The sequence below is a fragment of the Parasediminibacterium sp. HNIBRBA5674 genome (assembly GCF_056745525.1).
The window spans coordinates 60,274-78,281 of record NZ_JBQWIE010000020.1 but is presented as its reverse complement, the minus strand read 5'-3'; the positions used below and the strand labels follow the sequence as shown (position 1 = coordinate 78,281).

Annotated in this window: 13 protein-coding genes and 1 tRNA gene; 6 read left to right on the top strand and 8 right to left on the bottom strand. The window is 36.7% G+C overall.

What is annotated here, in order from left to right:
- Positions 1-239 precede the first annotated feature (239 nt).
- The gene (locus tag ACT9TX_RS11250) at positions 240-374 is read left to right on the top strand and encodes a hypothetical protein (RefSeq protein ID WP_481338389.1); all 135 of its coding nucleotides are present in this window, start codon (positions 240-242) and stop codon (positions 372-374) included.
- A gap of 226 nt (positions 375-600) precedes the next feature.
- Here ACT9TX_RS11250 and ACT9TX_RS11245 read toward each other — a convergent pair.
- The 4 genes from ACT9TX_RS11245 to pth all read right to left on the bottom strand — a co-directional run bounded on the left by ACT9TX_RS11245 (position 601) and on the right by pth (position 4,233).
- A tRNA-Met gene (locus ACT9TX_RS11245) sits at positions 601-674 on the bottom strand.
- Positions 675-814: 140 nt separating this feature from the next.
- The gene (locus tag ACT9TX_RS11240; protein WP_481338388.1) at positions 815-2,824 is read right to left on the bottom strand and encodes an alpha-ketoacid dehydrogenase subunit alpha/beta; all 2,010 of its coding nucleotides are present in this window, start codon (positions 2,822-2,824) and stop codon (positions 815-817) included.
- Positions 2,825-2,920: 96 nt separating this feature from the next.
- Positions 2,921-3,532 carry a fumarylacetoacetate hydrolase family protein gene (locus ACT9TX_RS11235; protein WP_481338387.1) on the bottom strand — a complete coding sequence of 204 codons (612 nt, stop codon included), beginning with the start codon at positions 3,530-3,532 and terminating at the stop codon, positions 2,921-2,923.
- A 122-nt stretch (positions 3,533-3,654) separates the two neighbouring features.
- Complete coding sequence (gene pth / locus ACT9TX_RS11230; RefSeq protein ID WP_481338386.1) at positions 3,655-4,233, bottom strand: aminoacyl-tRNA hydrolase; 579 nt, start codon at positions 4,231-4,233, stop codon at positions 3,655-3,657.
- Between the two features lie 296 nt (positions 4,234-4,529).
- On the opposite strand from pth, the gene ACT9TX_RS11225 reads away from it, so the two are divergent.
- Together ACT9TX_RS11225 and ACT9TX_RS11220 are read left to right on the top strand one after the other, a co-directional pair.
- Positions 4,530-6,542: a DUF1800 domain-containing protein gene (locus ACT9TX_RS11225; protein WP_481338385.1), complete on the top strand. Its 2,013-nt coding sequence runs from the start codon at positions 4,530-4,532 to the stop codon at positions 6,540-6,542.
- 28 nt (positions 6,543-6,570) lie between these two features.
- Entirely contained in the window at positions 6,571-7,839 is a 1,269-nt protein-coding gene (locus tag ACT9TX_RS11220) for a DUF1501 domain-containing protein (protein WP_481338384.1), read from the top strand.
- Positions 7,840-7,888: 49 nt separating this feature from the next.
- On the opposite strand, the gene ACT9TX_RS11215 is transcribed toward ACT9TX_RS11220, so the two are convergent.
- Entirely contained in the window at positions 7,889-11,110 is a 3,222-nt protein-coding gene (locus ACT9TX_RS11215; RefSeq protein ID WP_481338383.1) for an Eco57I restriction-modification methylase domain-containing protein, read from the bottom strand.
- Between the two features lie 522 nt (positions 11,111-11,632).
- Here ACT9TX_RS11215 and ACT9TX_RS11210 point away from each other — a divergent pair.
- Positions 11,633-12,583: a hypothetical protein gene (locus ACT9TX_RS11210; RefSeq protein WP_481338382.1), complete on the top strand. Its 951-nt coding sequence runs from the start codon at positions 11,633-11,635 to the stop codon at positions 12,581-12,583.
- A 154-nt stretch (positions 12,584-12,737) separates the two neighbouring features.
- On the top strand, positions 12,738-14,153 hold the full coding sequence (locus ACT9TX_RS11205; RefSeq protein WP_481338381.1) for a DNA recombination protein RmuC: 1,416 nt from the start codon (positions 12,738-12,740) through the stop codon (positions 14,151-14,153).
- A gap of 7 nt (positions 14,154-14,160) precedes the next feature.
- Here the strand turns inward: ACT9TX_RS11205 and ACT9TX_RS11200 are convergent, their stop codons facing one another.
- Both ACT9TX_RS11200 and ACT9TX_RS11195 read right to left on the bottom strand, forming a co-directional pair.
- Positions 14,161-15,414, bottom strand: coding sequence for a multidrug effflux MFS transporter (locus ACT9TX_RS11200; RefSeq protein ID WP_481338380.1), 1,254 nt, complete (start codon positions 15,412-15,414; stop codon positions 14,161-14,163).
- Positions 15,415-15,604: 190 nt separating this feature from the next.
- Positions 15,605-16,069: an Mpo1 family 2-hydroxy fatty acid dioxygenase gene (locus ACT9TX_RS11195; protein ID WP_481338379.1), complete on the bottom strand. Its 465-nt coding sequence runs from the start codon at positions 16,067-16,069 to the stop codon at positions 15,605-15,607.
- Between the two features lie 114 nt (positions 16,070-16,183).
- Here ACT9TX_RS11195 and ACT9TX_RS11190 point away from each other — a divergent pair, with 114 nt between their 5' ends.
- Complete coding sequence (locus ACT9TX_RS11190; protein WP_481338378.1) at positions 16,184-17,326, top strand: DEAD/DEAH box helicase; 1,143 nt, start codon at positions 16,184-16,186, stop codon at positions 17,324-17,326.
- Between the two features lie 157 nt (positions 17,327-17,483).
- On the opposite strand, the gene ACT9TX_RS11185 is transcribed toward ACT9TX_RS11190, so the two are convergent.
- Positions 17,484-17,912, bottom strand: coding sequence for a lysozyme inhibitor LprI family protein (locus ACT9TX_RS11185; RefSeq protein ID WP_481338377.1), 429 nt, complete (start codon positions 17,910-17,912; stop codon positions 17,484-17,486).
- Positions 17,913-18,008: the final 96 nt, after the last annotated feature.

The window sequence follows — 18,008 nt, the reverse complement described above, 5'->3', positions numbered from 1 at the left end:
ACACTTTTTAATACTATTAATTTATGGCGATTACTTTTAATTAAGTAATCGCCATTTTTTATTTAACTAAAAATTTGGAAAATCATCTTTTAAAACCTTATGTAAAATGCAATACTGCAGCTAGGGCTATATATTGAAAACTATCTAATCACTACCGAAGTGACTAAAAAGTGAATTTCACGCAACTTTATAAACAACGCAAATAGATTAGGATAAACCTACTCAAAATTCGTCATTACTTGGGCGAAATAGATAAAGAATCTTATGAACTTACTGCTGAGTATTTAAACACAGAAATCAATAAAATTGAAGCCGAGCTTCAAGTAGTGCAACCAATAACATCTAACCAAGAAGAAATGATAGAAATTACATAGAAAAAGCCTCAAGCATCAATAGAATATGGGATTCTAGCAATTTAGAGAAAAAAAAGAATTCTCTGTAAAATACTGTTTCCTAACGATTTATTTTATGGCCCCGAAAAACACCAATATCTAACTAAGGGAATAGATCAATTTTTCAGCCTAATTAATTCATTATCATAGGAATACAAACTAAATAAAAAAGGGAACTTTCAAGATTTAATTGAAAATTCCCTTTATGTAGCGAAATCGGGATTTGAACCCGAGACCTCAGGGTTATGAATCCTGTGCTCTAACCAACTGAGCTATCTCGCCATTTTGGGCTGCAAATATAGGTGTATTAGCCAAAATAAAAGCAAGTAATTTCTAAATTTTGCAATCATCTTTATTTACGAAAATAAAAAAGTAGTAGCCGATACTATCAACTACTACTTTCTAGTTTTTACAATGCGATATTAGTATTTTAGTAATTTGTCTATTCGCTGAATGACTTTATCAACTGTAGGCAACATAGCTGCTTCTAAATGCATGTTCATTGGTACAGCAGGTAAGTTTAACGCTCCTACAACCTCAACTTTTGCATCTAAGAAATAATAGCAATTGTTTGAAATTCTCAACGACAGGGCTTCTGCAAATGAATTATTCTGCTGTTCTTCACTAAGCACTATTACTTTACCATGCTTGCTCGATGCTTCGTATATTAATTCTTCATCTAAAGGGTACAATGAACGTAAATCTATAATTTCTATTTGACCTGGGAATTTTTTTGCGGCAGCTTTTGCCCAATACACACCCATGCCATAAGTAATAATACAAATACTTTCACCATGTTTTATTCTATCCACATCTGCTGCAAGTACTACATTACCTTTACCCAAAGCCAAAATATAGTCTCTTGATGGCTCAATGCTTTTAGCATCATCAGTACCAGCTACTTTACTCCAATACAAGCCTTTGTGCTCTAATACCACTACAGGGTTTGGATCGTAATAAGCAGCTTTCATTATACCTTTCATATCAGCGGCATTAGATGGATACGCTACTTTAATACCTTTTACAGTAAGCAATGTACTTTCTATACTACCACTATGATAAGGACCGCCACCATTGTAAGCACCTACTGGCACACGTAATACCATACCTACAGGAAACTTACCATTGGTTAGGTAACTAGATTTTGATATTTCGCTTACCAACTGGTTAAATGCTGGATAGATATAATCACCATACTGTACTTGCACAATTGGTTTAACACCCATAGCAGATAAACCAACCGTTGAACCTACAATATACGCTTCTTGTACAGGCATGTTAAATACTCTGCTATCGCCAAAGCGTTCTGCTAGGTTAGCCGTTTCTCTATATACACCACCTAATCTTCTGCCCACATCTTGACCATACAAAATAGCTTCTTCGTGGTCTTCCATTATTTCTTCAATGGCATGAAGTGCAGCTTCTACCATCATTACTTTTTCACCAGTTTTAGGGCTTCTATCGCCTTTTTCATCGGTAATAGTAGTTGGTGCAAATACGTGATCTTCTACCGTTTTTATATCAGGCTCAGCCGCAGCTACTGCTTTTTCAAAGCTTTCTGCCACAATGCGTTGTGCATCGGCTTCTGCATTATTAATTTCATGTTCATCGTAGCCAGAACCATTTAGCAATAAACGCATTTTTGGTATTGGATCGTACAAACCATGTTTCAATAAATCTTCTCTGTCTCTATAAAATTCCTTTCTTACACCATTTGTATGATGACCAAGTAAAGGCACTTTTGCATGTACCAAAACTGGTTTACGTTCTATTCTTGCATGTGCTATGGCTTGCTGTATGGTTTCGTAACTACGCATAAAATCGCTACCATCACACTGTAATCTTTTCAGTCCTTTAAAGCCAGCTGTATATTCGTAAGCATCGCCTGCTCTTGTTTCTTCTGCACTACCACTAATAGCCCATTGGTTATCTTGCACTAAATAAACAATTGGCAATTTTTTCAACACCGCATACGAAATTGCTTCACTTACCTCACCTTCTGTTACGCTACCATCACCTAAAGAACATACTACCACAGGGCTTTCGCCATCGATACCTTTTTGTAATAATGCAGAATGACTATTTTCTAAAAATTGTATGCCTTGTGCCAAACCTGTAGTAGGTATTGCTTGAATACCAGCAGCAGTACTTTGATGTATAATAGAAGGTCTTACACCATCTTTATTACTTGGGTGGCAATAATATGAGCGACCAGCAGAGAAGATATCATCTTTTTTGGCCAATAGCTGTAGCATTAATTCTTCAGCGGTAAAGCCAAGTGATAGCAACATACTATCATCGCGATAATAAGGGCTTACCCAATCGCAACTAAGTAATTGCATACCTGTTGCTATTTGAATGGCTTCGTGACCACGAGATGTACTATGCTCGTATTTGCAAACCTGTTGGTTTGCTTCGAACGTGTCACTCATAGCTTTCGCCGTGACCATTAGCTTGTACGCCTCCAGAAGTGTGTCTCGGTTTAACATGTGTAATACGTTTTGCTTTCTGATAGGGGGTAATACGGGTTATTTTATCGTCAATTCAAACATTCTCTTGTCTTCTATAAAGCCTTCCAAAATATCACCAACCACACATTCACCCACACCTGCTGGTGTTCCTGTAAAAATTGCGTCGCCAATATTTAACGAGAAATAGTTAGAAATATGACTGATTATGTCATTAAACGAGAAAATCATGTCTTTAGTATCTCCTTGCTGTACAACTACACCATTTTTTTTCAAAGAGAAGCGAATTGACTTGCGCATCATATCTGGTGTAACCTCTATCCAAGGTGCAATAACCGCAGAGTTATCCCATGCTTTTGCTTTTTCCCAAGGCAAGCCTTTCTTCTTTAAATCTGCTTGAATATCTCTCGCAGTAAAATCGATACCTACCGAAATAGCGTTAAAATATTTGGGTGCTTGCTTATCGTGTATGTATTTACCATTTTTGCAAATGCGTAATACTATTTCTACTTCGTAATGAAGTTCATTAGAAAATTCAGGATAATAAAAAGGAGTATTTGCTTGTAATAATGCGCTTTTGGGCTTCATGAAAATTACTGGTTCTTCAGGCACAGCATTTCCCAGCTCCTTTGCATGTTCACTATAATTTCTACCTACACAGAAGATTTTCATGGTTATAATCTTTTAAAATAGTAACTATATAGCAAACTATACTATTGCATGCGCAATTCATATTAGCTTTTTGCCGCTACATAAATTATATTCCAAATGTTATAACTGTATAAGAGTTGGTTTTATTGTGTAAAGGTTAAAGTATTTGCCATGTTCATGGTTTTTTCAATACCAATAGCAGCAAAACTTTCAATAATGTCGGTACACTTTTCTATTTTTTTATTGATAATGGGCTGCTCTTCTTTCAACCATTTACCCAATACAAATTCTACTTGCATGCCTTTGGGAAAATTATTACCAATACCAAAACGTAGTTTGGGATATTTATCAGTACCAAGTGTTAATTGAATATCTCGCAAGCCATTGTGGCCAGCATCGCTACCAGATGAGCGTACACGAATTTTATCTATTGGCAAGGCTAAGTCATCTACAATAGTCAGCGTATTTTCTACCGAAATTTTTTCTTTGTCCATCCAATACTTAAAGGCTTTGCCACTCAAGTTCATGTAGGTTGTAGGCTTTATACAAATGAAAACTTTGCCCTTCCACTTTACTTCTGCCACATAAGCAAGCCTATCTAGCTTATACATACCATTGTTTTTAAGTACAAAAGCATCTACTACATCAAACCCAATATTATGACGTGTGTGATTGTATTCAGCACCTACATTGCCTAAACCAATAATTAAAAACTTGTTCATTACTGCAAATGTAATGTGGGCAAATTAGAGTGTAAAGTTTTAAGAACGCTTTGTTGCTGTTGTATAAAACAGTATAAATAAACTAATAGGCGCATTGCGCTTTTTAAAAATAGCGCAAATTGTTTAAGGCGTTACAGTCAAAATATAGTCGGCTTAAAGAATGAGATTGACATTTGCGCCACTTTGCTAATGTATTTATTGACTCTTTTCTTATTCTTCACTTAGCTTTTTAAACTTTTCGTACCTTACTTCGTCTTTACACAGCCATATTTTACTACACTACAAAAAAATACGTCATGAAGAAACTAATCAAAGTCGCTTGCAGCCTATTGTTTCTCACAGCAATGGTGTCGCTATCTTCTTACACCACAGAAAACACAGGTTATTACGCCATCAAATTTCCATATAAAAAAGCAGGCTTTACACAACGTGAAGCTGCGGCACACTTACTTAGCAGATTTACATTTGGTGCAACACCTGGCCAAATAGATGCAGTGGTAGATGAAGGCTTAGAAAAATGGTTTGCCGAACAATTAGATGCGAATGTATCTGACGATTCGCTACAGCAAAAACTAGCTAGTTACGATGCCTTAAAAATGGATAATAGCACCATTTTGGGTATCTATCCACAAGGTGGTGTTGCATTAAGATTAGCTGTAAAAGAAGGTTTTATAGATAAAGATTCTGTAAATAAATCTGACAAAAAAGAATACCGTGATAAAATTGCAGAATTTATGCAATTAAAGGGTTTCAAGCCACAGCAAGACTTATATAAACAACTCATTAACCAAAAAATATTACGTGCTACTTATACCAACAATCAATTGCAAGAAGTGCTTACAAGCTTTTGGTTTAATCACTTTAATGTATCGCTTACTAAAAACGAATGTGCTGATTTTATATTACCTTATGAAAGAGATGTGATTCGTCCAAATGTGTTAGGCAAATTTGAAAATTTACTATTAGCTACAGCAAAATCTCCTGCCATGTTGCAGTACTTAGATAATGCAAAAAGTATAGCAAACGATAATACACCAATGCCAACACGCTTAGCTGCCTTTTTTGCGAAAATGGAAAAAGGCGAACAAATGGGTACCGATTCTATGACGGTGCAGCAAATGGCAGCCATTGATAAATTTCAAAAATCTAAAAAAACACAGGGCTTAAACGAAAATTATGCCCGTGAAATAATGGAGCTACATACTCTTGGTGTAGATGGTGGCTATACGCAAAAAGATGTAACCAATGCGGCCAAAGTATTAACAGGTTGGAGCATTTACCCAAGCCTTAACCCTTACGGTGGTGATGTTGCAAAAAAAGTATTAGATAAAATTGGCGAAGAAAAATTAATAAAACAAGGCTATGTACACGATGGTGATTTTGCATTTGCACCTAGCAGACACGATAAAACAGAGAAAGTAGTTTTAGGCCAAACGTTTGCGGCAAATGGTGGCTACGATGAAGGTGTAAAACTCATTAACATGTTGGCTCATCATACTTCTACGGCACGTTTTATAAGCAAAAAACTAGCGGTTCGTTTTGTAAACGATAACCCACCAACCAGCTTAATAGATAAGATGGCTAAAACATTTTTAGACTCAGATGGTGATATAAAACAAGTATTAATCACAATGGCAACTGCACCAGAATTTTGGAGCAAAGAAGCCTTGAGAGAAAAAACAAAATCACCATTTGAACTTGCCATAAGTGCTGTAAGAGGTTTAAATGCAACCGTATCGCAACCATACCAAATTTACAATTGGGTAAGTAAAATGGGTGAGCGTATGTATTACTACCAAGCACCTACCGGCTTTCCTGATAGAGGTCAATACTGGATAAACACAGGCTCACTTTTAAACCGTATGAACTTTGGCTTAGCATTGGCAAGCCAGCGCATACCTGGTGTTACCTTTAATTTAGCTTCGCTAAATAATAATCACGAGCCAGAAAGTGCCGAAGCAGCTTTAAGCATTTACAGTAAATTATTAATGCCAGAAAGAGATGTTACACAAACCATTAAGCGTTTAACACCTTTGATTAACGACCCTGAATTACACAATAAAATAGCTAGTGCAGCTAGTAAAACACCTGTACCACAAACAGCTAATACTGACAACAGTATGATGGGCGACAATATGATGATGAACGATGTAGCCAAAGTAAAACAGAAGCCATTAAAAGATAATCCTGGTAAAAAAACAGCACCAGAAATACCCTTGCAAAGATTAATGGCAAGCGCTGGTAACAACTCAATGTTATCGCAGGTTACAGGTATTATTATTGGTTCACCAGAATTTCAAAGAAAGTAATTCAATTTCTAATCTAAAATTATAAATTATGTCATCAAGAAGAGGCTTTTTAAAATCGGGCGCTTTAGCATTATTTGCTACAGGTATTGGTGGTGTACCAACTTTTATTGCTCGTGCAGCCAATAATCATAAAATACTATCGCCCTACAAAAAGAAAAAGATATTGGTGTGCATCTTTCAGCGTGGTGCGATGGATGGTTTAATGGCTGTAACACCATTTACCGACACCTATTTAAAAGCGGCAAGGCCTACCCTATTTATGTCAGCAGCTAAAGAATCGTCTAACAATCCACTGATAGATTTAGACGGCCGCTTTGGTTTGCATCCAGCCATGAAAACCTTTGAACCGTTGTTTAGAGAAAAGCGTTTGGCAATAGTTCATGCAGTTGGTTCGCCCAATAATACTCGCTCACACTTTGATGCGCAAGATTATATGGAAGCAGGAACCCCTTTTAACAAAGGCACGGCAAGCGGTTGGCTAAATAGAGCTGTGGGTTTACTAGGTCACGAAGCAGCTACACCATTTCAAGCAGTCAGTATTACCTCATCTTTACCAAGATCTTTTTATGGTGATAATGCTGCGGTAGCCATTAGCAACTTACAAGACTTTGCGATACAAATGCGTGGTAACCAAATGGCAACAAATATGGCTGCCAAAAGCTTTGAAGACTTGTACGATCAAACATCATCTAGCTTACTGAATAAAACAGGTAAAGAAAGTTTTGATGCAGTAAAAATGTTACAAAAAGCAGATACTAAAAATTATAAGCCCGCAAATGGTGTTGTGTATCCTTTATCTAGCTTAGGTAACTCGCTAAAACAAATGGCGCAACTGATAAAAATGGATGTGGGTCTTGAAGTAGCTTTTACAGAATGTGGTGGCTGGGACACCCATTATAACCAAGGTGTAGATACTGGTGTTTTTGCAAAAAATGTAAATGATTTAAGTGACTGTATTACGGCTTTTTGGAAAGACATTGAAGCGTATCAAGATGATGTAGATGTAATGACTATGACTGAGTTTGGCCGCACTGTAAAACAAAATGGCACAGGCGGTACAGACCATGGTAGAGGTAGCTGTATGTTTATTTTAGGCAACGATGTAAGCGGTGGTAAAGTGCATGGCAACTTACCAATACTTAGCCAAGAAAACCTAGAAGATGGTAGAGACGTACCTGTAACTACAGACTTTAGAAGTGTGTTTAGTGAAGTAGCCGACAAGCACTTAAAACTCAATAACGACAAGCTATTATTTCCTGAATGGGATGGCAAAAAAATTGGAGTGATGAATAGCTAAGCACTAAGAATATACTTACATGAAAGCCTTCCAAGTTTTGGGAGGCTTTTTAATTAGCTTCTACTATTTTAATCTCTTCGTCTGTTAAGCCATATAACGCATACACCATTGTATCAATAGCTTTATCGGTACTAGCAATAGCCTCTTTTATAGCTAGTGCTTTTGATTGTTCTTCTGCAAAATAATCCATCCAAGCTGCTTGCTCTTTTAGCGATAATTGTACTTTTTGTTTTTCTAGTCCTTTTACAAAAGCACCAAACGACAGTAAATACCAAGTATTCAATTTATTATTTGGCTTTAATTGTGGGTATCTGCTTACAAGTAATTTCAAGAAACTATTTTGCAATACCTGTAATGCTTTTGTTTTAGCAAGCATGGTGTTTGCTTTTTCTATAAAAGGCAATTGGGCACTTTTCTCAATCGATATAATTGGGAGTGCTTTTAGTTCTTTTGCTTTGATCTTGGGAAAAAGTTCATCAAACTCGTTGTTTTCATTTCTAAAAAACCAAAACAATAATCTACTATTTAAAGATGCTAAAATGAATTTGACATCAAGTTCTGAATCAGCTTTAGGTTTTGCAATAAAAACAGACTGCTCTACTATATAAAAGTCAGATGTATAGCTAACTATTAAAGACTGCTTACTTGGTATTTGACGAACTAATATCTTTTCGCCTTCAAAGAAAATTGGGTTTCTTGGTTCTGCAATCCATTCACCATAACTAACGAATTCGTTTTGCCAATCAATACCATAACGTTGAATATTTTTACCTCGCAATTCTGGCTGAAATGTATCATTATCTTTTTTGTTCGAATTGAATACCAAGTTATCCTTATCAGCCTGTATTTGCGATGGATTGCCTTTACCTACTTGATATTCTTTAATACCTGTGACCACATCAAAATAATCAGAAAAAGGCAATGACTTATGCTTGATTTTATTAAACAATTTAAATCCTGTCTCAGAAAGTGTAACTGTAAAATTTTGGTTCTTGTTGAGACTAAAATTTCTACTTAAAAAATCATGTTTATAAACTACTTCTTCATTCATCAATTCAAAATATTTCCCTACTTGAAGATTATTATTTTTCGAGAACACAAACATTAGCGACTCTACATCAGCATCAGCAAAAACATTCTTTTTACATTCAACTACTTGCTCAATAGCATAATTATCTAGGATATACTTTCTAAGCTTACGCGAATTTTCATTTGCAAGAAATGCGTTAGGGACTATAAAGGCAAGCATTCCATTGTTTTTCATAATGCTATTCCCTTTCTCAATAAACAGCTGATAGAGGTCTATTTGATTTTCTGATGACACGTAATTAGTTATCAAAAAATAAAGTTGTTTGTCAGTCATTGTTCTAGGTCTTACATACGGCGGATTACCAATAATCACGTCAAAACCTCGCTTCTCTTTTTGAGTACCACCATATGCTTCTGATGGCTCGTTTACAATATTAAAATCTGTATTTACTATAGCATCGTCTCTGTTGGTAATACGCTCAATTGGTGGTACCATTTTATATTCATCAGCAGCATTACCTACTTCAACATTTACGGCTGTTGGTTTTTGGGTAATTACCTCATCCTCTACTTGTGGCGGCTCTGTATAAGGCCCAAACACTTGTTGAAACTCTTTGTGCCAGTTAAATGCCTTATCGCCAGCCACAGTTACATCGTCTATTAAGCTATTACCACATTTAATATTGTTACTAAGGTTGTTAAGCTTTCGGCCTTTGTGTGCTGTGCGTAGCCACAAGCTTAGCCTTGCAATTTCTACCGCTTCTTCATTTATATCTACACCAAACAAATTATTTTCTAGTATCTGTTTTTCTACATCGCTATACACAATACTATCGCCAAATAGCTTGGCTTGTAGTTCATCTACATATCTATGTTCGGCCAGTAAAAAATCTAATGCTTGGTTTAAAAATGCACCACTACCACAGGCTGGGTCGCAAATGGTAAGCTGCAATAACCATTGCCTGTAAGCCTCTAACTGTAATAAAAGTTTTTTCTTATTGGCTTTACGCTTTTCGGTAGTAAACTCATCTTCTACAATTTTTAATACAGTTTTTTGTTGTTCACACAATGCACCTACCGTACTATCTACTATGTATTTGGTTATGTAGCGTGGCGTATAAAACACGCCATCTTTCTTGCGCTTGGTTTTAGTTTTATCTATTACTACACCATCAAGCTCTGCTTGTAATTCTTCTATTTCGTTAAGGCTATGCTCAAAAATATGCCCAAGTATATTTACATCTACTTCTGTATCAAAGTCGTAATTGCTAAGCGTAATACAGCTTTGGTACAAGGTATCATCATCTATAGCTATGGCATTTAGTACATCGTCTGTAGCAAATAAGCCTCCGTTGTAGGCAAATATTTCGTGCACTTTACCTTTATGCCCTGTGTTTAAATAGCCAAAATATTTTTTAAACCTATCGTACAGTGGTACATAACTATCTAGCTCTTGCAGTTGCTGCCATTGGCTTAGTATGTTGCGTACACTATTAGGCGGTAGCAATAATCTATCCTCGGCAAAAAAGATAAACAAAAAACGGTCGAGTAGCTTTTGTGTTTTCTTAAACAACAATAGTTTATTGTGCTGTGGGTTTAGTGCTACAATATTGTGGTATAACTGCTTTTTAAACTTAGAGTAATCTGCATACAAAGCTTTGGTTACATTCTCTTCGGCTGCCACTGAAGCCTCTTTCATGTGCAACGGCAAATGCGCTAATAGATTATCTTTTTGCAAGCATAAGTACAACAACGCAAATTCTGATTGCGTAATTGTAAACAAGTTAAACGCTTCAAAATCGGTAGCATCGTTTATATAAAAGCGTAGCTTTTCAAAATTAGATGTGATAATATACGTACATCCTTTTTGATTGTTTTTATAGCCAAATGCTTGCACCTCTACCTTTTTAAGGTCTGTTGTATCTGCGCCTTTTAGTTCTATTACTGCTATTACTTGCTCGCCATTAATAATTGCCCCATCAGCCTTTTTACTATCTTTTTCGTTTTTGTATTCTGTGGTAAGGTTAAAGTTGGGCTGTGGGTTTAATGTGTAACCTAGCACATCTACAAACAATTCTCGCAAAAAGCCTTCTTGGTATTGCTCTTCTTTAGCATTACGTATGTTATGTTGCTTATCAATATTTTTAAAATGCAATTGAAAGCGTAGCCAAGCTGCCAATAGAGCGGCATTATCAATATCGCCAATGTATTTTTTTAACACCGATTGCTGAAATAAGCCCATAACTACCGTTTATATTACCATCAAAAATAAAGAAATATTTGCCTGCTAATTATTAAAACAAATATTGCATGTAACAGTGTATAGCCACCTTTATATGTAGTCATTTCTTTACGCGGCATTAGGTCTGGCAGCGTGCCATACCTATTGCTTTAGGCAGTATTACATCTGGTAGCGTGCCATATCTATTGCTTTAGGTAGTATTACATCTGGTAGCGTACCATGCCTATTGCTTTAAGCAGTAATGCATCTGGCAGCGTACCATGCCTATTGCTTTAAGCAGTAATGCATCTGGCAGCGTATCATACCTATTGCTTTAGGTAGTATTGCATCTGGTAGCGTGCCATGCCTATTGCTTTAGGTAGTATTGCATCTGGCACAGTAATAAGTGGGTGAACAACATTTAATGGTGGATGAACAGGATAATTTAATGAAATTTTAATGTATGTTTTATATGTAAATATTTGTTTTAAAAGATAAGATGTAATAATTTTAGACTATCTATTAATTTAAAAAATTTACGTCATGAAAGAACCTTGGTTATTTATTAGAAACCCTTTTGAAAACGCTACCGATGGCAGTTATGTAAAAGCATTGCAAATTTCTACATATCACAATGCTGCATTAGCTGCGGCACAAGCCAATCCATTTTTTTTAGGCCTATACACTACCTACCACCCAGTACACGAAGCCTATATAAGTGCCTACAATTTATGGCAGCAACAATCGGGTGGGCAAGCCTCAGAAACATTAAATGTAAATCAGTTATTGGTATTACTATCTAGCCAAAAAATTCAGCAGTGGGATGTTGCCATTCAAACCATTTACCCAAAAGGTACACCTGGTTATGTAAAATTATTACCCAACTTTAGAAAACCGTTTCAAGCAGGGCAGCAAACCACTAAAGTAGCTGCGGTAAAAACATTAAGCGATGCCATTGGTAGCGATGCTAGCTTGGCTACTGTAAAAACTTCGGTAGATGCGTTTTACACCATGCTAAATACAGCATTAAGCTTGCAAAAAGGCGCTATAAGCCAAACTGGTAACAATAGCAATGCCGTAGAAACCGCAAGACTGGCTATGTGTACCGCACAATATGCCAACTTAGGTGCCTTAATGCAGCATTTTGCTACTACACCTGCAAGCATAGAAACCTATTTTGACCTACAACACATACGCACAGGTAGGCAACTGGTATATACAGGTACTGTAAAAGCTGCTGAAGCACACTTTATAGTAAAACATACATTTACCCCTACCGATGAAGTAGAACTATTTAATACAGGCAACGTGCCGCTTAACTTCTATTTGGCACAGGCAAAAAATATAGTACCCACTACACAAGGCATTACACTTGCAGCAGGTGCATCGCAAACTATTACTGCAAGTGCATTAGGCGATACCGCTAATAGCTTACTACTGGTGTACAATACAAGCAATACAGGTAATGGCACTTACGAAATAGACATGCTGTAGCCATGCCACTTTAATTCTATTACAAAAGCCCAGCCATTGGTTGGGCTTTTGTATGCTATCAATTACCAACCTTTTTCTGCAAGCATTAATACTATCATCATTTATCCGTTTACTTTAAATGCGCAAGTAGTACTTTTATTGCTTATCATTTTATATGGAGCAATATCTTTTTATACTAGCAGCTTTAGTTGTAGGCATTGTAATTGGTTGGCTGATAAAAACAGTAACAATCGGTTCTAAAATTGCTATACAGGCTAATGCCAATGAACAACTACAAGCAAGGCTACAAGAGCAGCTACAATTGACTGCCACACAGGCTACACAAATTGTAGCATTACAAAGCGATGCTACAACCTATAAAACCTTGTACGATACCAGCAAGCAAGAACTGAATGCAATAAAACTCGAAAAGATCCAGCTGAATAACGATTTGCTACGTTTAAGATCTGCACAAGCGCAGGATGCAGCAACATTACATGCTGAACAAGAGAAGCTACAAGTACTTAGGCAAGATTATGAAGTAATGAAAACAACACAGCTTGCCCAATTTGAAACCATGGCTAATGCTATTATGGAAAAGAAAACACAACAATTTTCTACCCAAAATGGTGAGCAAATGAAACACATTTTAGAGCCGCTAAAAACACAATTGGTTGACTTTAAACAAAAGGTAGAACAAACGTATGATGCAGAAAGTAAAGAGCGTTTTGCTCTTGGTAAACATATAGAACGCTTAATGGAAATGAGCCGTCAAGTAAGTCAAGAAGCGAATAATTTAACCACAGCTTTAAAGGGCAATGTAAAGCAACAAGGCAACTGGGGCGAAATGATTTTAGAGAGCATTTTAGAACATAGTGGGCTGGCTAAAAACAGAGAATATTTTACACAAGATTTTATTAAAGACAACTCAGGTAATATTATCAAAGACGAGCAAGGGCGAGGCTTACAGCCAGATGTAACTATTTATTATCCTGACCAACGAAAGATAATTGTAGATAGTAAAGTATCGCTAGTAGCCTGGGAAGCTTATATAGCTGCAAGTGATGTGGCTAGCCAGCAGCAGCATTTAATAGACCATATAAAATCTGTAAGGCAGCATATAGATGGGCTTGCAAAAAAAGACTATCCACGCTATGCAAAAGCACTCGACTATGTGCTGCTATTTATACCCATAGAACCTGCATTTCTAGAAGCGGTAAAGCATGATAATGGCTTGTGGAAATATGCTTACGATAAGAAGATTATGCTAGTAAGCCCTACTAATTTATTAGCTGTGCTTAAAATAATTGCTGACTTATGGAAAGTTGAATTGCAGAACAGAAACGCCATTGAAATTGCTGATAAAGCAGGCTTGCTATACAACAAGTTTGTAAGTTTTGTAGAAAACTTAGAGGATGTAGGCAAAAAAATTACTGCTGCACAACAAAGCTATGATGATGCATTTAAACAATTAAGTACTGGTCGTGGCAACTTAGTAGGCAAGGTAGAAGAACTAAAGAAAATGGGTGCAAATGCACAAAAGGCCTTGCCAGATAGATTGCTTATGGAACTAAAAATGGATGAAGAATAAAATAGCATTACAGCGTACTTACCATATCTAGCTCTTCTTCCTCCACCATTTCTTTAGTGGCATTGTTAGTAATGTGCTTACTGCCAAAAGTATACAGCAATGCTGCCGATATAGAACAGAATGCCATAATACCTGTCATAGGTAGTGATGTACCATTTTGAAATATACTTACTAAAGCAGACATTAATGCACCAATACTCATTTGCAAAAAGCCCATTAAAGCCGAAGCACTGCCTGCATTGTGCCCAAAAGGCGCCATAGACAAAGCAGAGGCATTAGGAAAAATGCAACCTTGGCAACACAAAAACGCAAATATCAATGCGATGATTACGTATAGTTCTTGCACATTCAATACCGATAAAACGACCAAAGTAATACCAATGGTACTTTGTATGTAAATACCTATTCGCATCACCTGCTCTGATTTGTATTTTTTAAGCAACAAACTATTAAACTGACTTGCTCCAATTAGCCCCGCAGCAATAATGGCAAATATCCACCCGTACTGCTTTTCGCTTACTTTAAACAATACCATAAATACATAGGGCGAGCCACTGATATAAGCATATAAAGCTGCCGCAGTAAGCGAGCCTGTAAGTGTGTAAATAATAAACTGCGGATGCTTAATAATGCTTGCAAAACTGTTAAATATAGCAGCAGGCTTTAGCGAAAAACTTTTGTCTGGTTGCTTGCTTTCTGGCAGCAAAAAATACACACCAGCCAATATGATACTGATTATGGTAATTAACACCCCAAAAATATAACGCCAGCCTAAGTAAGCCGTTAAATAGCCACCCAATGTAGGCGCTATAATAGGCGAAACAGCTATTACCAACATCAACATCGAGAATACTTTAGCATTGTCTTTCACGTCAAATAAATCTCTTACCATGGCACGAGAAGCCACCATACCTACACAACCGCCTAATGCCTGAAACAATCTGTACACTATTAGCCCATTTACCGATGAGGTAGTGGCGCAAGCCAATGAGGCAACGGCATAAATAGTTAAGCCTACGTACAAAGGCTTTTTTCTACCAAAGCGCTCTAGCAATGGCCCATAAATTAACTGCCCCACCGAAATACCTATAAAAAACGACGATAGCGACAGCATTACCGACGATACCGATGTGTGCAATGTTTTAGCAATATCTGGAAAAGCAGGCAAGTACATATCTATAGAAAAAGGCCCAATAGCTGCTAAAAGGCCAAGAATTAATATCAGGTGAAACTTGTTTTGTCCGCTTTGTTTGGTGGTCATACGTCTATTTGTCTATTGCTAAAAACCAATTTGGTGCCGCAAAGGAACAATAATAAAGCTAGCACAGGTTGAGTGTTAGGGAAAATGTTTGGCAAGCGGTCATTGGTCATCGCTAGTACAAAGCCCATCTACATATGCGCACATTGCGGCTGTAAAATATAGATGGGCTTTTATAGTAGCGTAGTAATTACTATTTTTTCTCAAAAAACTCATGAATAATCCAAGCTAGTCCTATCAGCAAAAACTGTAAGTCATTTAAAAACGATGGCTTTTTGCCCTCAATTTTATGACCATAAAACTGCCCAATCCAAGCGGCCACAAATAACCCAAGCGACACCAAGGCTAAGGGCAAATACAAACCAATAAAATAATTTGCCGTAAGGCAGAAAGCAGCAAACAGTGCAATTTTTACAGCCATTGCAAATGATAATCTGAAATAAAATAGTAGCGCAAACACTAAAACCGCACCAGCCCAATTAACAAGTATCGGTGCAGAAAAAGGTACTAATTGTTGCAGCCAACTGGCATTAATACTTTGCAATAAACCCACAATAGAAAAGAAAATTGTAGGCACACATACTAAGTGAATCTGTTTGTTAGTAAGGTTTTGATGGCTCACAGCATACGCATCGAACCATTGTTGTAATGTTCGCATAAGGGCAAGTTTTATCGTAGTTTAAAAGTAAGTAATTGCTTGTTATTCTAAGTATGCTAAATTCTTTCGTGTGGCACATTGTATTCTTAGCGTTCTTTGCCACAAATAATTCTTATGTCTTTTGCTTCACTTGGTTTGTATGCTACATTGGTTAAAAAATTATCGTCTATTGGTTATACCGAGCCTTATCCTATTCAGCAGCAAGCCATCCCAGCCATACTAGAAGGTAAAGATGTATTGGGTATAGCACAAACTGGTTCGGGTAAAACGGCAAGTTTTGTGTTGCCTATTTTGCAAAAGCTGCAACATAAAACAGTTACTAAAAATCGCTTCATCAAGGCATTAATTCTTGTGCCTACAAGAGAATTAGCGGTACAAGTAGGTGAGGTGGTAAGCACATTTGCAGAAGTAATGCCACGCAAAATAAAATCACTCGCTATTTATGGTGGTGTGTCTATCAACGTACAAATGATGGCATTGCAAAACGTAGAAATTCTTGTTGCAACGCCTGGCCGCTTGTTAGATTTAATCAACCTAAACGCACTCAATATTTCTGAAATAGATATTTTAACCCTCGATGAAGCAGATAAAATGCTGAACATGGGTTTTAAAAAAGAAATGGCAGACATTTTTAAATTGCTACCAACAAAGCGACAAAACCTATTATTCTCAGCTACGCTAGGCAAAGACATAAATACCATAACCGAAATATTACTGCACAACCCTATAAAAATTCAGGTAGAAGCAGCCGTACAAAACCTCGACTTAATTACGCAACAATGCTACGCAGTAACAGAAGATAGAAAAGGCCCATTGTTGCGTTACTTAATTAAGCAACAGCAAATGCAGCAAGTATTGGTGTTTGCTTCGTCTATCCATCGTGCCGATGCTATTGTAGAAAAGCTAAAAGCCCATGGCTTGCAAGCTGCCGCTATGCACAGCAAAAAAAGCCAAGGGGCTAGAACAGATGCATTGGCAAATTTTAAATCAGGCAAAATAAATGTGTTAGTAGCTACAGATTTAGCGTCTCGTGGTATTGATATTCAGTTTTTACCGTTTGTCATAAACTACGAGTTGCCACGTTCACCCAAAGATTATATCCACCGCATTGGTCGCACAGGTCGTGCAAGTACTGCTGGTACTGCCATTTCGTTAATTACCGAGGAAGAACAACATCACTTTGCAGTAATTCAAAAAAAGATGGGTAAAAAAGTAGAGATTGTAGAGACTAAAGATTTGAATTTGCTAGGGTTTTAAGTGATTTTTGTTTGTTGAGTCAGCTATAGTACAAAGCCAATCGATACAGGCGTCGCACACTGCGGCTAAGGAATGTTGTTTGGGCTTTTATTGAAGCGTATTGGTTTTAGATTCAGTAGTTAACAATTAAGAATTGTAATTTTCTTTCATTAGCATTTTAACTCTCAATTTCATCTAAAGCCCATAATAAAGTCTCTAATTCTTCAGCTCTTGATTTTGTTATTTGCAATAATTTATCTGCTCTAATTACGAGCCACATAGTGCCTTGTGCTTTGCCATAGGTAGCATCAATCAACTCTATTTCCTTTTCTTTAAATTTTACCCATTGTCTTTGTGCTTCAATTAGTTTAGGTTTTGCCAAAGAATCTAAGCGCAGTAAAAGTGATTTGTATGTGCTATTCAATTGTTTATCCCAATCGTTAAGTGCTGCATAAGTGCAATTGCACATACCAGCAGTTGTTTGATTTTTTATTTTATCAAGACATTTTGTTAATGCATCATCTATATCATCTTTCTTTTTTTGTGAGAAGGTAATGTTTACGATTAAAAAAAGCTGTAATAGCAACAAAAGTAATTTAAAACGCATGATAATTTTATTGATAGGTTAGAGACGCCTTCTTTGATATTTTCTAAAAAATAGCTGATTTTATTAAACGAAACACTCGTGATCGTCTGATATCAG

What these genes read in the sequence shown, in the direction of transcription:
- ACT9TX_RS11225 (WP_481338385.1), top strand. Translation starts at nt 4,530, where the DNA reads ATGAAGAAACTAATCAAAGTCGCTTGCAGCCTATTGTTTCTCACAGCA.
- ACT9TX_RS11210 (WP_481338382.1), top strand. Translation starts at nt 11,633, where the DNA reads ATGAAAGAACCTTGGTTATTTATTAGAAACCCTTTTGAAAACGCTACC.
- pth (WP_481338386.1), bottom strand. Translation starts at nt 4,233, where the DNA reads ATGAACAAGTTTTTAATTATTGGTTTAGGCAATGTAGGTGCTGAATAC.
- ACT9TX_RS11195 (WP_481338379.1), bottom strand. Translation starts at nt 16,069, where the DNA reads ATGCGAACATTACAACAATGGTTCGATGCGTATGCTGTGAGCCATCAA.
- ACT9TX_RS11185 (WP_481338377.1), bottom strand. Translation starts at nt 17,912, where the DNA reads ATGCGTTTTAAATTACTTTTGTTGCTATTACAGCTTTTTTTAATCGTA.
- ACT9TX_RS11215 (WP_481338383.1), bottom strand. Translation starts at nt 11,110, where the DNA reads ATGGGCTTATTTCAGCAATCGGTGTTAAAAAAATACATTGGCGATATT.
- ACT9TX_RS11190 (WP_481338378.1), top strand. Translation starts at nt 16,184, where the DNA reads ATGTCTTTTGCTTCACTTGGTTTGTATGCTACATTGGTTAAAAAATTA.
- ACT9TX_RS11220 (WP_481338384.1), top strand. Translation starts at nt 6,571, where the DNA reads ATGTCATCAAGAAGAGGCTTTTTAAAATCGGGCGCTTTAGCATTATTT.
- ACT9TX_RS11235 (WP_481338387.1), bottom strand. Translation starts at nt 3,532, where the DNA reads ATGAAAATCTTCTGTGTAGGTAGAAATTATAGTGAACATGCAAAGGAG.
- ACT9TX_RS11240 (WP_481338388.1), bottom strand. Translation starts at nt 2,824, where the DNA reads ATGAGTGACACGTTCGAAGCAAACCAACAGGTTTGCAAATACGAGCAT.
- ACT9TX_RS11205 (WP_481338381.1), top strand. Translation starts at nt 12,738, where the DNA reads ATGGAGCAATATCTTTTTATACTAGCAGCTTTAGTTGTAGGCATTGTA.
- ACT9TX_RS11200 (WP_481338380.1), bottom strand. Translation starts at nt 15,414, where the DNA reads ATGACCACCAAACAAAGCGGACAAAACAAGTTTCACCTGATATTAATT.